Origin of the sequence: Flavobacterium arsenatis (assembly GCF_031456785.1) — a bacterium.
GTDB classification, from domain to species: Bacteria; Bacteroidota; Bacteroidia; order Flavobacteriales; family Flavobacteriaceae; genus Flavobacterium; species Flavobacterium arsenatis.
Map to the genome: position 1 here is coordinate 589,119 of NZ_JAVDVI010000001.1, position 16,084 is coordinate 605,202.

Genomic DNA, 16,084 nt, shown 5'->3' on the forward strand with positions numbered 1-16,084 from the left:
CTGAAATTAATAACCACTATTTGAAACTTCGCCGTTTGCAATTGCTTTCGCAGATGAAGTTCCGATTCTTTTAACACCCAATTTTATCATTTCGACAGCCTCTTCATACGTCCTGACGCCTCCGGCTGCCTTTATTGGCAAAGGACAAGCATTTTCAAGCATCATGATAATTGTTGGAACTGTAGCTCCATTAGGAAGATTGTTTTCTGTTTTGTAGAAACCTGTCGATGATTTTACAAAGACATTGCTATAAAAATCTTCCTTGAAATTAGACATTACAACATTCTTTATCAAAGCCGAAAGCTGAACGATTTGTTGATGATCTAAAGCGGCGACTTCGATAATCCATTTTACAATCTTATGATGTTCTAACCCCAACCTTGTGCATTCTACGATTTCTTCCTTCACCAAGGCAATCTCACCTTCTTTGAATGCCTCATAATTGCAAACAAAATCCAAGTCATCGGCTCCATCCAAAATGGCTTGATTGGCTTCCTTGAGTTTTTCTTCCAAGGGAGAATTTCCTTCTGGGAAATCTATAACGGTTCCGACATTTACTTTTGATTTTGCCTTCACAATCATTTCCTTGGCCAATGTTACCATTTCTGGACGAATCATGATCAATTTAAATTGCTCATCGATGGCTTCCTGGATAAATTGTTGTGCTGTTTTTCTATTTTCACTGTCGTCAAGCCCTGCCTGTTCAGCCGTTTTTAAATAAGTAGAATCTAGATATTGTTTGATATTCATCTTATAAAAATATAAAAATATTGAAGAATGCAACCATTATTCTAGTTTAATTTTCTGCTGTATTTCTGCTGTATTTTATACATAGGATTATAAAGATTATTGCCAAAAAACTTCCTGATATATTGGCAACGACATCCATAACATCTCCAGTTCTTGTTGCTGTAAATTGATCTTGACAAATTTCAATTGTTATTCCATAAAAAAATGAAAATAAAAAGGCCTTTATCAACGCTTTTTTATTTTCATTCAAAAATTTAAATCTAAATGCCAAGAACCACAGGAAAGTTATTCCGAAATGAAAGGTAATATGGCCTAACTTATCAAAATTATCAACACTAATTTGTGGTAGTTCATTAAAACTGGCGAGACAAAAATAAGTAACTATGGCTGTCCAGATAATAGCCAGCCATAGTGTTATTTTTTTATGCTCCGATAAGTTCTTTATAAGCTTCACTTGATAGTAATTCATTGAAATCATCTACATTGGAAACTTTAACTTTAATCATCCAGCCATCTCCATAAGGATCTTTGTTTACTTTTTCAGGATCACTTTCCAATGAATCATTGAATTCGATAATTTCTCCAGCAAGAGGCAAGAACAAGTCTGATACTGTTTTAACAGCTTCAACCGTTCCAAAAACCTCATCTTTTTCAAGAGTTTGATCAAGAGTTTCTACTTCTACATAAACGATGTCGCCTAATTCTTTTTGAGCAAATTCTGTAATTCCTACAGTTGCTACATCGCCATCTAAGCTAACCCATTCGTGGTCTTTCGTGTATTTTAAATTCGCTGGAATATTCATTGTATTATTGTTTTTTGTTTGAAAAAGCAAATGTATAGCTTCCTATTTTATTTTTAAAATGTTTTGAAGACTAAGTTTCAATTAAAAATTAAAAATTAGGAATTAAATGTGAAATTACAACTCGATAGTCTTCTTTAATTAGTTCTATTAATTACCGAAATTGTATCGCAATGTAATCCAAGATCTGATGTTTGTAATCGGGAAAGCGGTGGAAATTACGGCTTTCGAGAACGAATGATCATAAGAGAAAATAGCGGTTAGGTTTTTACTAAACGAATAATCTGCTATGAATTTCACCGACCACAGGTTTTGTCCTCCAGCCAATTGATTGTTGTCATAATCCAAATATCGAACAATGGTCTGGCTGTTTCTCAATGAAAAATCGGCCCTCAAATTGACATCACTTTTAATCACTCCCGTTGGATTATCGGCCAAAGCAGAATTAAAAATCACATCTTTAATACGGTAGCCCAAACCAACTATATATTCTGTTCCTTGAACTTCTGTCAATAAATTATTGTCAAAACTCATCGATAGAGCCCTATCTTTTTTCAACTCGGCTACTACTTTTACAGAGTTTTTCATCTCCATATCAAATTTTATCAATGGATTGAACTGTTCTACCAAGTTGATGTTTGAAATGATCACTTTATTAGGATAATTTCCTCCAGCATCCAGGAAGGTATCGATTTTGCCATAATCTAAATTGGAACGGAACGAGTTTACCGTATAGGAAGCTCTGTAGGCATGACGTACAGAAAAACGCTTGAACCTGTCCTTAAAGAATTTGTAACGCATCAACCCAGTATAGTTGACCGTCCAGTTTGGTATTGGAATATTCCTAAAAGCACCCAAGGAAATTCCCGAAGCATCTTTTCCTGTATAGGCCGCCATGAAAGCTGGCAACAAAACGGCTTGATTGTTTTTTCCAAAGCCCACAGGATATCCAAGGTTGGAAACCACTTTTTGATAATTCGGATCATTTGGATCATTTGGAATCGGGTTTGCATTACCTCCATATCTTGGAAAATCTGCTCCACCATAGGCACTTTCGGCCAAACGGTTGGCAATGATAAGTCTGTTTTCCCTAAACTGATCGAAAGCGGCGGAAACATTCTCATCGCTTTTTCCGAAAGCAGTTCCAATCATAATGGTGGAGATGGAGAAGTTTCCAAAATTATAAGGTGATCTAGGATTATAGGTTCCGTCTCCCGAAACATCATATTGCTCTGAAAAATTATCAAGAAAACTTCTGTTGGCAACCAAATCTATCTTAAAATCTGGAAACAAATCCACATTGGCAGTCATGTCTAACGTTCTGGACGTCACCTGTGTAAAGTTCTGATTGAAATCCTGATAATCTGTAAGCCAGCCATTTCTTGCCGCTTCATACCTTACGTCCGATTGGTCACCAAAGACAAATCCCAAAGTTGGCCTTGCAGTTCCGAAGAACCCTATTCCTGGCGTATATCCTGGCAATACCGTTCCGCCTGTTTCAACATAGTTGATCTGAACATTCTTCACACTTGTCGCAATACCTATCAAGCCATCTAGGAAAACATTTCCTTCGGTTTGGGTTTTTGCCCTTGCATTATTGACTCTCTCTCCAGGTTTTGGCGGAGCCTGATTGGCTGGTCTTGCTGGTTGCTTTTTAGCACCACTTTTCACCAAGCCAATGTATTTGTAGAATAAATCCATATTGAAAGCCGTATTCAAACGATGTGATCCATTGTTTTGAATCGTGTTTCCAAGATTGTAGTTAGAGAACGTTCCATCAGGATTTTCCTCTTCATATTGTGAAAATGCAATGGAAGCTCTCTGCCAATTGAAATCTCCTGTATAGGTATAAGTAGATTTTACAAAACTTAAAAATGGAATCTTATTGATCGGCAAATCATAGTTCACAGTAATTTGCTGGTTGTGCTGATTGGCCTCTCCAATGTTCCAATAATCTTCCCAAATACTGAAAGTATCGATTGATTCTCCGCTTTCATCAAAATAGTTTCTCACGATATTGCTGGTTGCAGCCGTATAATTTATTTTTAATGCTTTGGTTAGATTATAATTGAAACCATACTGGTAATTGAACAAATAATTCCTTCTGTAAAGAGGATCAAGTCCAAGACCCAGATTGTCCACATCTCTAAACTGCTGACGGTTGTATTGTCTGAGAATGCTTGTGCTGAAATTAATATTCGTTGGCAAATAGTTAAAATTAAAATCACTCAATAATTTCCAATAGGAGCTTTTCTTCATAAACTGTGACTGTTTGAAAGGCTCAACAGCTTTTGGCTGGAAAGTATAGGTGTAATCAACAGCAGTACGGAGTTGTTGATCCGTAAATTGCTCGATTTCGTAGTCGTGTTTTTCTATTTCATTAAAGGAATAGGAAAGCGTCAGATTTTCTGGATCATAAATATGGGGTTTTTGTTCCGGACCTCTCTCCTTCCTAACTCCAATGAAGTTAATGCTTTTGGTTTTTGTATATTCTATAGCTCTGTTTTTGATGTTTTCTCTGCTTGCAGCATCAGTAGTTATATCCAACAATTGGTCTAATTTGATATCTTGATTAAACGGATCATATTCCGGAGTTATGGTTTCCTCACCTACCGAATAATTGAAAGGAAGCGTGATGCCCCATTTTTTTGGCAATAATTTTCCCAAACTCAAATTAGTGACAATATTATACTGGTGCATGTCTTCACGGCTTCTCTCATTAGGACCGTCTTCTAATGCTCCAAAACCTATTGTACCCATTCTTCCTGTGGCAGAAATTGTTGCAAAATCGGCAATATTAGAATCCACACTCAGTACAGCGGCCATACCCCCTTTATTGTCCATTCCTGCCAATCGGAGCTCGTTGAACCATACTTCTCCTTTGACGGCTTTCTTGGTTAGATTTAAGGGTAGTGTTCCTGTATTGTTTTTTACACCAATCATCAACGTTCTTACCAACCCGAAATTAGGATTTCCTTTGATACTCAATTTAATTCTGCTGTCTTCGGGAGCAATATTTGGATCGAGCTCATAGTCGAATTTACTGTAAACGCCGTCCACATTAAATTCTTCTTGAGGAGCACTCATCGCCTTAATTTTTAAAGCCGTCAGCAAACTCATCTGAAGATCAAGTTCGTTTTCTGCTGGCCAAACCTTTTCATCTGTATTTGCATCTGTGAAACGGGTCACCATTAATGATTTTTCTACCTGATAATAATTTTGTGTAAAGTCATTACCAAAACGCAGAAATCCTGAAATTTCATTATCATTTAGTGATTCTGAAGTGTTTTCCTCCAATGCTTCGGCATGCATAAACATTTTTAAGTTCTTGAACTGACGCATGTCTACACTCACATTTTTAAACACAGCTCTAGAATCATCAACTCTCAAACCTTCACCGGCAACCCTTAATGACAACGATTGCTCGTTCTGATTGATTACCGTATTGTTATTGTACAATTGTTCCCTAACTACTCCAGGAGGTGTAACATAATTTATTGGCAGTCTATCGCCATTTTCCTGAATATTCACTGCCAAAACATCGAAAGCCGTGTTGTCTTCTGTTGGTTGAGGAACGTCTGATGGAAGTAGCGTATTGGTATATCTTCTCCACTCACCTCTCACCAAATCTAATGTTCCGAAACGAAGCGTAATATCATCAGAAAATCCTGTAAGGAACATTCTCATAAAACGTATGGATTTAAAATCTTCCAATCCTCCTATGTTTTCTTTCAACGGACCATCAATTGGAATTTTGAACTGTATCCATCGTGCCGGGATGGTGGTTTGTGATGCTCCGCCAGGAACTCTTCCTCTGGTATCTCTAATATCTGTAACATAGTTTTGACCAACCTCCATACCTTGGAACAAATCAATACTATACTGGTAATAGGCATTGATGGTGTTCATTGTATTGTCTCTGTTGATGTCCTCCACATCTGGCAGGGTAGAGTTTCCTCTGTTATTGTCGGTAACATCAACAGGTGAATTTCGTTCCAATCCGTTGTAGTTTTTATAACGCTCCAACAAGTTTCCACCAGCATCAAGATAAAACTGGTAATTATCCGCTGCAGGATCCGAAAGACCTGCAAAATTAGAAGCTCCTTCGAGTTGGGCTTCTTGTGCATCATCTATACCATCCAAACCAACATCCTGGGAAGCCCTGTTTGCTGTGTTAGTGTCAAAGGCATAGATCAGGGATTGGGAAGCTGGAACTCTACCCCAGATTGAACTCACTGTGTTTTGGGCCGAACCTGCTTCTGGCAATCCGTTTTCATATTGTTTTCTTCCATCTTTCAACACATCTTCGGAAATTTCTCCAAGATTGAAAAAGAGTTTTCCTGTATTTGTTGGCGAAGTTTCATCATTTGCATAGGGATCCATAAGCCAGAATTGAAGATATTCTACATTTCCTTGCTCGAAGTTGGTTGAACTTATGGAACGCATAATACCACCGAAATTTTCCTGTGGATTTGGCAGTGTATTTCCAACGGCCGTATTGCTGTAATTATAAGGCCCCCTTTCTTTTGGATAATATGACAAATCCAATGTATTGATAACGGTTTGCTGTCCGTCTGCAATATCGGTAACAGGAAACAATTCATCTATATAGACCCTTCTTGTTTTATTTGTGGACAAATCGGAATCTGTAATCCCACCAGGTCTTTGGCTTGAGTAGAAAATAGGATCAACTGTGTACCATGCTAATTTTGCTCTCTTAAAACCATAACTCAAATCAGTCGCACTTTCGTTAAAATTTGGGTTTGAACTGATAGGCGAAGTGGTTTGCTTAACGGGTACCGAAGCCAAACTCCAAGAGAATGCAGATCGCATATCAATTGTTGTCTGTGATCCTTCAAAATCATCTACATAGATGGTTGACTCTCCTTGAAAACGATCTCCTTTTGGAGAATCTGGCTTTAAGAAAGCAACTTCACCTCTCAAGGATAAAACAGAAGGCACGTCCGTATCGATATTAGGCAATTTGTTTACCATTCTAGTAAGGAATGACACCTCCGTAGAATAGTTTCCGTTTACTCCAAAAATTGTGTTGTTTACTGATTCCTGTCCGAAACTTGATTTTTGCGTAAAAGGCCTTTCAGACATCCTCAAGAAAGTAGCTCCCAAAAGGAATTTATCGGAGAATCTATGCTCAACATTCACCCCAAAAAATCTTCTGGTTTGTTGTCCGAAAACTGAATTATTTTCAAGTGTGATTTCAATTGGTGTGCTGGCGGCTTGAAGGGATGGATCCAAAATCTGCACCGTTCCTCTTTGGTAGTTTACAGAATAATCAATACCTTCAACCAAGCGTCTTCCTCCGGCAGTTACCGTAACAGATCCTTGTGGCACATTGAAAGCTCCAATTGATATTCCGTCGCCACCAGTGGATTTGTATCTTCCTTTAAGTTCGAATTTATTCTTATCACTGTCCTGCAAAGCCCTTGCTTGGGAATTGCTGTAGAGTGTCCTAAAGACATATTTAGCCTGATTGGCATTATACGTCAATGGATCGTCGTAATCTTCAATTGGATTATTGGATGCCAGCTTTTCGAACAAATGCCTTCCAAATGGCTCAACAGTTGTGAATATAATTCTACCATTTTGTGCATCAACGGTCAAACCTGGCACAAAATCGAAGAAACCATCTCCTCTTCCGTTTTCTTCGGGATCGTTTGTAAAATTCAATCGATCCACATTGAAAACCTTTAACAAGGGAGTTTGTTCAACGCCTTCTGGAAGTGGATTTAGATCATTTGCCTTCGTGATATAGTTCAATGGTGAAGGATCGCTGTACAAAATATTGAATCTAAAATCTTCCTGTTCCAATTGTCCTCCTGGAGCAATCTGGTAGATGTTTTTCATCATCAGGTTCCAAATGGGTCTGGTCACCTTTTGTCCGGCAATGTCTCTTTCTACAGTTGTGATACTACTTTTAAGCATCTTCAACACCAAACTTTGTGTAGATATAACTTGATTTTCGGGCTCTGGCTGGTTTTGTGGTTGAGCACCATTTGTAACGGTTGTAGATTCTACACCGCCATTACCAAATTCTCCTACCTGATACACCAAATCTCCAATTGTATATTGATAGGCAACGGCCAACACTTCATCATTTGCCAATCGTTGTTGCAACGATATATATCCTAATTGAGGGTGAAAAGTGTATTCATTTGGAGATAATTTTCTGGCATTTTCCAACTTTGCATAATCGTATCCTTCTGTAATTGTAGCCCCTGGTGCATTGAAAGAATTGCTTCCAGTAGTCACAATTTCTCTAATAGAGGGGTTTAGAATTCCTCCTCCCGTAGCTATAAGAGCCGGATTGAATCTGTTGTTTTTATTATCTGATGGCGAATCTGGTGCCGCAGTAAAGAATCCAGATGGAATTGTTGGTCCAATATTTACAATTTGAACATCGTCAAATCCCTGTAGCTGTGCTTCTCCCAAATCCTGTAAAGCAAGGATGTTCCTTGAATTATTATCGGTGGTGCTTACTCTGTTCTGCCTATTGGTTACCCAAACTTCAACCCTTGTAATCTGGACACGGCTGTTGATTAAAGGATAATTCTTTAAGGAAGAATCATATTTATTTCTAAAATACTGTGAAAGGAAAAAGTGTCTATCCGCGTCATAATCTAATGAGAAAATATCAAATTCTTGGAGCGTTCCGCCGCCTTGAGCCGTTACGGATTTTGTTTGTGATTTTTGTTCGGAGAAAATTCCAGTAATGGTCGTTTTTCCGAATTGAAATTGGGCTTTCACACCAAATAAACTCTGGGCACCACGAATCAAGGAACTGTTTAAAGGCAAGCTAACATTACCTACCTCGATTTTCTGAAGGATTTCATCTTCTGTTGGTGTATATTCCAGCTTGATCAAGTTTTGGAATGCAAAGGTAGATTCTGTGTCGTAATTGGCATTTACGTTCAATCTTGTCCCTACCTTCCCCATCAAACTCAAGCTGATCCTTTGATCGAAGTCAAAAGTGGTAACGGCTCTGTTTCTTGGAGAAAAAGAAGGATTGTCCTGTTTGGTATATCGAACACCGAGATCCATTTCTACCGATCCTGTAGGCTTTACATCAATTGTATTACTCCCGAAAATGGTTTCAAAGAAACTTGAATTCACATAATAACGTGGCAATAAATCTTTTTTATTCTCATCGGCTCCAGCCTTTTTCCCGTCGATGGCATCAGCTTTCTCTTTGAAATATTTTTTCATCGACTCACGCATCACCAAATCTTCATACTCTTTTGGAGTAAGGATTGCCGGATAATTAATGTTGTACTCGCCTACTTTGCTATTGTAGATGTAGCGATCTGAAACGGGATCATAAGTATAAGCCGAAACCACACTGGGCGGATTCTGAATCACTACCTTTCCTGTATTATAACCAATAGTATCCCTTACTTGGTCTTCATCTTCCTCGTCAACTTGTGCTTGTATGTCGAATGCAGAAAAGAAAACAAGTAGAAAAATACCTATCTTCATTACTGATTCAGTCCCCTTAAAATATAATGTTTTCAAATACTATAAATTTTTTAATGCTTGTTTTATAATGGTTTCCACGGAAGCATCCGGACTCTCTTTCACAATTTTCTCCACCACCTTTTCGGCTGATTTCCTTATGAAACCCAAAACCTCCAAAGCAGATAACGCTTCATCTCGATTTGTATTGTTTTGAGTGATAGAAACTTCATCCAAATCATACAACTTTAACACCTTGTCCTTTAGATCAAGTATCGATCGCTGTGCAGTTTTGGCTCCAATCCCTTTTATAGATTGGATTGTAGCAACATCACCCGAGGCAATTGCTTGAATAATTTGTTTAGGATCGAGCGAGGAAAGCATAGTCCTAGCTATACTGGCTCCAATTCCAGAAACAGAAAGTAGCAATTTGAAGATTTCTCTTTCTGATTTTTCTACAAAACCAAACAAGGTATGGGAATCTTCCTTTATTTGAAGATAGGTAAAGAGCTTGATGTGATCTGTTGAAGGAAGAAGTGAATAAGTATGTAAAGAGATATTAATATGATAACCCACACCTGAACAGTCTATTACGACTTCGGTTGGTGTTTTTTCTACTAATTTACCTTGTATATGTGCAATCATCAGTGTTAAGTAATTGCCAAATGTAGCAAAAATCTTTTATTGTAATGAATGTAATTGAGTATCAATGGAAAATAAAATGCAAACTATTCTGCTTGCATCTTATTTTTCTTTTCTTTTTCCTGTGCATCAACAACGGCAACAGCCGCCATATTCACCATTTCCTCAACACTGGCACCCAGTTGAAAGATATGTACAGGCTTATCCATGCCCATAATAATGGGTCCGATTGAATCAACCTTATACAATTCTTTCAGCATTTTATAATTGATGTTTGCCGCTTCTAGATTTGGAAAAATCAAGGTATTTACCTTTTTTCCTGCCAATTTGGAAAATGGAAATTTCTTTTGAAGCATTTCTGGATTCAAGGCAAAATCAGTTTGAATTTCGCCATCAACGATCAGATCTGGATAATATTTGTGCAAATAGGCCACAGCATCTCTAACTTTAGAAGCACTTTTGTTGGACGAAGAGCCAAAATTCGAATAGGAAACCATCGCCATCACAGGCTGCATACCGAACATTTTTACGGTTTTGGCCGTCATCAAAGCAATTTTTGCCAAATCATCTGCCGAAGGATCAGGATTTATGGCCGTATCCGAAAGGAACATCGGTCCACGATTGGTCATCATCATATTGGCTGTTGCAAATAATGAAATTCCGGGAGCCTTGTCTATCAATTGCATCATTGGTTTTATAACCGATGGATAACTTCTCGAATAACCTGTAACCAAAGCATCGGCTTCACCTTCGTTCACCATCATGGCTGCAAAATAATTTCGCTCACGCATCCATTTTTGGGCATCCAATAAAGAAATTCCTCTTCTTTGTCTTGACTTCCAGAAAATATCTGCAAATCGCAACCTTCTTTCATCCTCTTCGGTAGTTTTTGGATCAAAGATGGGCACTTCGGTCTCAAAGCCAAGTTCTTCTTTTAGTTCAAGGATAACTTCTTTGTTGCCTAACAGGATTGGATGTCCGATTCCCTCTTCCATTACAATCTGGGCGGCTTTCAACACATCCAGATGATCTGCCTCTGCAAAAACAATTCGCTTGGGGTCGGTTTTGGCCCTGTTGGTCAGCAGCCTCACCATTTTATTATCCGAACCCAGACGCTCTAAAAGTTCTTCTTCATATTTATCCCAATCCAAAATAGGATGTGTTGCAACGCCTGATTCCATCGCCGCTCTTGCAACCGCTGGAGCTACAACCGAAATCAACCTTGGATCGAATGGTTTTGGAATGATATATTCGCGGCCAAAATTCAGTTTGGTTTCGCCATAGGCAATGTTCACTTGTTCTGGAACAGATTCTTTTGCCAGGGAAGCCAAGGCTCTAACGGCAGCCATTTTCATAGCTTCGTTGATTTTTGTAGCACGAACGTCCAAAGCTCCTCTAAAAATATAAGGAAATCCAAGAACATTGTTCACTTGGTTAGGATGGTCGGATCTTCCTGTTGCCATAATGATATCGTGGCGTGTGGCAATCGCCAAATCATAATCGATTTCCGGGATTGGATTGGCCATTGCAAAAACAATTGGGTCGTTGGCCATCACCAAAAGCATATCGGGTGTAAGGATATTTCCAGCAGAAAGTCCGAGGAAAACATCGGCTCCTTTCAAGGCGTGCTTCAAGTCGATATTTGGAATTCCAGATGCATATCTTTTTTGCAGGTCTGACAAGTCTGTGCGTTCTGATGAAAGTACGCCGTCTTTATCAAACATGATGATGTTTTGAGGATTAACACCCAGCAAAACATACAAATTAGCACAAGCCAAGGCGGCCGAACCTGCTCCTGAAACCACGACTTTCACATCTTCAATTTTCTTGTCGGCCAATTCCAAGGCATTCAATAAGGCTGCCGAAGAAATGATGGCAGTTCCATGCTGGTCGTCGTGCATTACTGGAATGTTCAATTCTTCCACCAAGCGTCTTTCTATTTCAAAAGATTCAGGTGCCTTGATGTCTTCCAGATTGATGCCTCCAAAAGTTGGGGCTATATTTTTTACGGTTTCGATAAAAGCATCGATGTCTTTTGTACCGATTTCGATATCAAAAACATCAATATCGGCGAAAATCTTGAACAACAACGCCTTTCCTTCCATTACGGGTTTTGAGGCTTCGGGACCAATGTCACCCAGACCTAAAACGGCGGTTCCGTTGGTGATGACGGCTACAAGGTTTCCTTTGGCGGTATATTTATAAACATTGTTGACGTCTTTTGCAATTTCCAGGCAAGGCTCTGCAACACCTGGCGAATAGGCCAAGGACAAATCCCTTTGGGTGGCATATTTTTTGGTTGGAATTACCTGAATTTTCCCCGGAGTGGGTTTGGCGTGGTATAATAAAGCTTCTCTTCTTTTGCTGTACTTGTTCATTTAGAATCGTTTTTTTATTCCGACTTACAAAGGTAGAAGTCTGGATGTAAAAAGGAAACTTTTGGGTTATTATTATTGTTAATTGTTGCAAGTAAACGCATAACAAAAAAATAGAACTAGAAATCTTTGAGCACATAGGAATCTGGTACAACAAAAAAGAAGGCACGGTGCATTGAATTACAAAAACAATCGAAGAATTTAACAATCAAAACAGCATTTGTAAGAATGCAGCTTAACTTAAACTGTAATTTTTACTTGCATATCCAGTTTTGCTTAACCTCATTTATGGGCACGAGCCAGAGGCATCACGCTAGCCTTTGAAGTTATTTCCGCTCGAACCAGCTGGGGCGGGTTTTTTTATTTAAAAATTGTCTTTAAATTCTGTAAACTTTATTTTTCTTAATGCAGCATTTGTAATTTCATTTCCTTTTGGTTCTGAATCATTGCAAACATTATGTTCAGAGGTATTGAATGTTTCAAAAAATAAGTCGTTTAACTCTTTATTAAATTTAAATATAATATTTCGACTTTCTCGATGGCACATTCCACCGTAATAGGAAATTGTCAATTCACCATTTTTAATTTCTATTTCTGGAAACTGATTGTACATTTCAATAAACGTGTCCGTAAGATTATCGTTCACGATTTTTTTGGACACATTTTCTTTCGAGTCAATTATAAAGACAATTATTTGTCCTTTTTCACTATCACTTTTAGATGAAACAATTGCTACATCTGAAATTCCATCGAAATTTATATCCCCTCTTGATTCGTGTATAATAGTATATTTTTCTTTCTCGTTTTGTAAAGATTTTAGCGATTTGCAATTCGTAAAGAACAACGTCAAAAGCGTTAAAGTCAGAATTATTGTCTTATTTTTCATTTTCGACTGTTAGTTTTTTTTAGCTTGTAGGTAACTTGTTTATGACTAGCTGCGAAGTCTCCCGACTCGTACTCTCTATATTTTTTAAAATCATTCTCTATACTTCTACTTGCATGCGAAGTCTCCCGACTTCGCAGAGCTGAGGGATATTATTTTATCAAATCTAATTTCAATCTGTTTTGTTCTGTAGGTTTTTCCATTTTCCAAACATTAACATGTTTGTTCAATTCATTAGCTTTTAGCACTTTATCAATATAATCTTCAGAACAATTATATCCACATATAATATTCCTCAATGCTTTTCTATTTACATGGTATTTCCCAAACTCTTCTCTAACTAATCTCAATTCTTGTTCATAAGACCAGTTCTCTTGTTTTAGATAAAATATTTCAAAAATGTCTTCTTCATTATCAAGAAGTTCAATTGAGATTTTTTTTAGTTCTTTTTGATAATTCATAAGTCTTATTCCCTTAAAAAAATCTGAATCAAAATCTATATTATACTGAAGATATAATCCTTTGTGATTATTAGCATAATTTGCTAATAATGGCATATTTATACCAGGAAGCATTGAAAAACAAGCTATTCCTTGTTTGTTTATAAATTTAGGAATTGAATCTCGGACATTTTCTTCTATCCATTTATTACTTATTTTTTTTGCAATAAATTCTACTTTTTCTTTTCCAACTAATTTTTCAAATGCTGTGTAAAGTTTCTCAACATTGATATTTTTCAAATCAACTAAATCTGGTGTTGAATCGAATGGGTCGTTCAATAATTCACGTTTTTGAAAATAAATATATGAGCCTTTTATTTCGTCTAATGTAAAATCATTGTCATTTCTGTATCTAAAAACATATGGTTTTCCAGCTTTCTTAATTTCTTCAAACATAGTTTTTTTTTATAATATCGCCTAACATTCTGGTACTGCAGCGAGGTTTTTATCCTATAACCCTGCATCTTCTTTTTTATCAAATATAAAAAATGATTTGTATTTTGAATGCAAAGTTAGGAGACTTGGCAAAGCTGAAGGATACATATTTTCTACAAAAACTATTCTTTTTCATTACTAATCAAGTCTAGTATGTGAATAAAAACTTTGATTTAATTTTTCCGTTAAATATTTCGCAGCTTCAATTGCTCCATATTCTTTGACATCGATTGATTGTACAGGATAACCCTTTAAATAAATGATGTACTCCCCTTTTGCAAATGAATGAGCTATTTCAAGATTAATCAGTGCTTGTGTAATTTCTGAATTACTTTCATAAGTCACTATGTTTGCGAATCCACATGCTCCAATATCTCCATACTGCTTATATTTTTCTTCTGAAACGGAAAAACTAATTCTTTCTGCCTCTAATATTGCCTCTTTTACCAACTTATACGTTTCTTTACTTACTGCAATATTTTTCATTTTTGGAATCTTATTTACTGGTAGATCGTCAAACTTCACTTCCTCTATATCTATGGAAAGAGTGGACAAAGCCTCCATTGAAACTATCAAAATATTTTCCAACAACTTTAAATCATAAAGTCTGTCAAAATTTGTTGTTTGCGAATGATGTAAGTTGAGGATGTGATCTAAAATATCTTGCACCTCTTCATTTGTCTTAACAAATACAATTACAGTGCTAAAACTAATTTCATCTGTTTTAGCTATAAAAGGCATTCCTGGAAAGTCAAATTTTCCATCTAAATCAGCCCATCTCCACTCTCTTTCATGTGTCCAATCTATTTTCTTTTGCCTTTTAATACTTGTATATACATACCTATACATTTCATTAATACCAATTCCGCAATCACTCGATAATGTTCTAAGTCCTATGCCGTAGTTCGAATCGCCTTCTTTACTTTCTATATGTTTCCCACTTAAGCCATAAATAACTGGTCTCGCACCTGCTTCAAAAAGTTCTTCTTTGATAAATGCTAAACCATATGGTTCTATAGAATCAAAATCATTCCTATTCTTAGAATATTCGATTAATGCATAAAATGGCATTTCAGTAAAGCAAGCTGCGGACTTTGGACCATATATAGTAGGCGAACCTTTTCTGAATGACCAGCCGGTCTTTATTATACCATCGTGCAAAATCTTCTTTAATACACTAAATGAGTGGGCATCTGGTTCTAATCCGTAGTCATCTTCTTCATATTTCTCAGTTAAAAACAATGGCTCACCATCGAATGTAAACGAATCAGGATATGGAATATATTCGAAGTCATTTTCCCAATCATATGAAAATTCTAATGGGTCATTCTTGGGATTACGTCTATGTACAAAATGTATTATCCAATTTGACAAATCTTTTCTAGTATTATTCATTTTTAATATTTTGATAATTATTAAAGCAACTAATTTTCAGTTGTATTAGTTTTTTCCCCACATATCGAGTCAATTGTATTTACCATTATAAAATAGAGCATAACAATAAAAAGCCAAGCAGTAATAAAGAAAGAAGTTTTACCAATTACATCTGTAAAATGATTTTGAAAAAGATCATACAACATATATGAAACCAAAACATATGGAATAAAAGCCATTATTATTATTGGGATTAATAATGTCAAAACAAATACTATCTCCGAGATTGATGCCCTTTTTCGAAATAACTTAGGAAAGCCACTTGAAATCGAATAAGGTAAATACATTTTATAAACATAATTTTCTTTGATTGATTTTTTAGAGGTTAATCGCAAAAATTGATTAAATGAAATTGACGAAATGGTTTCTAAAGATGAGTTTAATTCTATTTTATGTCGCACTAATAGATTTAAATTGAAAACAATTGCTGTAAATATCATTGGAAGAATTTTACTAAACATAGGAGAATTGTCTATTGTAGCAGGACCAATTGTAAAACTAGGAATTGACGAATTACCCAAATAAAACAAAATAATTATCAAAAGCCAAAGTGAATATTTCTCTTCTTTGGAGTTTATGTCCTGCAAATTTTCATATAATTTATTACGATAGTCAGTAATTATTTCAGGATCGCTTATTGTAGCGAATAATATGAGTGCGTCTTTATCTTTCATGTAGATTTTGAATATTTTAATAAATTAGCAAAAAACATAACCCCAACAAACATAATAATTTACCCACACACTTCCACTAGGGTTTCCCCTATATTTACTCTAACCGCCTGCACCTTTACAA

At 36.5% G+C, this 16,084-nt stretch carries 10 protein-coding genes; all 10 read right to left on the bottom strand.

Annotated elements, in window-relative coordinates:
- Positions 1 to 6: 6 nt before the first annotated feature.
- Positions 7 to 750, bottom strand: a complete 744-nt coding sequence (gene deoC, locus J2X31_RS02560; RefSeq protein ID WP_310024152.1) for a deoxyribose-phosphate aldolase — start codon at positions 748 to 750, stop codon at positions 7 to 9.
- A 46-nt stretch (positions 751 to 796) separates the two neighbouring features.
- The gene (locus J2X31_RS02565) at positions 797 to 1,219 is read right to left on the bottom strand and encodes a VanZ family protein (protein ID WP_310024153.1); all 423 of its coding nucleotides are present in this window, start codon (positions 1,217 to 1,219) and stop codon (positions 797 to 799) included.
- Positions 1,173 to 1,553, bottom strand: coding sequence for a glycine cleavage system protein GcvH (gene gcvH / locus J2X31_RS02570; RefSeq protein WP_310024155.1), 381 nt, complete (start codon positions 1,551 to 1,553; stop codon positions 1,173 to 1,175). The genes J2X31_RS02565 and gcvH overlap by 47 nt, the downstream gene beginning before the upstream one ends.
- 147 nt (positions 1,554 to 1,700) lie before the next feature.
- Positions 1,701 to 9,044, bottom strand: a complete 7,344-nt coding sequence (gene sov / locus J2X31_RS02575) for a T9SS outer membrane translocon Sov/SprA (protein ID WP_310024206.1) — start codon at positions 9,042 to 9,044, stop codon at positions 1,701 to 1,703.
- 39 nt (positions 9,045 to 9,083) lie between these two features.
- Complete coding sequence (gene ruvA, locus J2X31_RS02580; protein WP_310024156.1) at positions 9,084 to 9,665, bottom strand: Holliday junction branch migration protein RuvA; 582 nt, start codon at positions 9,663 to 9,665, stop codon at positions 9,084 to 9,086.
- Between the two features lie 83 nt (positions 9,666 to 9,748).
- Positions 9,749 to 12,040, bottom strand: coding sequence for an NADP-dependent malic enzyme (locus J2X31_RS02585; RefSeq protein WP_310024157.1), 2,292 nt, complete (start codon positions 12,038 to 12,040; stop codon positions 9,749 to 9,751).
- A gap of 361 nt (positions 12,041 to 12,401) precedes the next feature.
- On the bottom strand, positions 12,402 to 12,923 hold the full coding sequence (locus J2X31_RS02590; RefSeq protein WP_310024159.1) for a hypothetical protein: 522 nt from the start codon (positions 12,921 to 12,923) through the stop codon (positions 12,402 to 12,404).
- A gap of 149 nt (positions 12,924 to 13,072) precedes the next feature.
- Positions 13,073 to 13,816, bottom strand: coding sequence for a DUF2971 domain-containing protein (locus tag J2X31_RS02595; RefSeq protein ID WP_310024162.1), 744 nt, complete (start codon positions 13,814 to 13,816; stop codon positions 13,073 to 13,075).
- Positions 13,817 to 13,993: 177 nt separating this feature from the next.
- On the bottom strand, positions 13,994 to 15,250 hold the full coding sequence (locus tag J2X31_RS02600) for a hypothetical protein (protein ID WP_310024163.1): 1,257 nt from the start codon (positions 15,248 to 15,250) through the stop codon (positions 13,994 to 13,996).
- A 29-nt stretch (positions 15,251 to 15,279) separates the two neighbouring features.
- On the bottom strand, positions 15,280 to 15,963 hold the full coding sequence (locus J2X31_RS02605; protein WP_310024164.1) for a hypothetical protein: 684 nt from the start codon (positions 15,961 to 15,963) through the stop codon (positions 15,280 to 15,282).
- Positions 15,964 to 16,084 lie beyond the last annotated feature (121 nt).

Excerpts from the sequence above, each read along its gene's own strand:
- deoC (WP_310024152.1), bottom strand. The coding sequence starts at position 750 with ATGAATATCAAACAATATCTAGATTCTACTTATTTAAAAACGGCTGAA.
- J2X31_RS02565 (WP_310024153.1), bottom strand. The coding sequence starts at position 1,219 with ATGAATTACTATCAAGTGAAGCTTATAAAGAACTTATCGGAGCATAAA.
- gcvH (WP_310024155.1), bottom strand. The coding sequence starts at position 1,553 with ATGAATATTCCAGCGAATTTAAAATACACGAAAGACCACGAATGGGTT.
- sov (WP_310024206.1), bottom strand. The coding sequence starts at position 9,044 with ATGAAGATAGGTATTTTTCTACTTGTTTTCTTTTCTGCATTCGACATA.
- ruvA (WP_310024156.1), bottom strand. The coding sequence starts at position 9,665 with ATGATTGCACATATACAAGGTAAATTAGTAGAAAAAACACCAACCGAA.
- J2X31_RS02585 (WP_310024157.1), bottom strand. The coding sequence starts at position 12,040 with ATGAACAAGTACAGCAAAAGAAGAGAAGCTTTATTATACCACGCCAAA.
- J2X31_RS02590 (WP_310024159.1), bottom strand. The coding sequence starts at position 12,923 with ATGAAAAATAAGACAATAATTCTGACTTTAACGCTTTTGACGTTGTTC.
- J2X31_RS02595 (WP_310024162.1), bottom strand. The coding sequence starts at position 13,816 with ATGTTTGAAGAAATTAAGAAAGCTGGAAAACCATATGTTTTTAGATAC.
- J2X31_RS02600 (WP_310024163.1), bottom strand. The coding sequence starts at position 15,250 with ATGAATAATACTAGAAAAGATTTGTCAAATTGGATAATACATTTTGTA.
- J2X31_RS02605 (WP_310024164.1), bottom strand. The coding sequence starts at position 15,963 with ATGAAAGATAAAGACGCACTCATATTATTCGCTACAATAAGCGATCCT.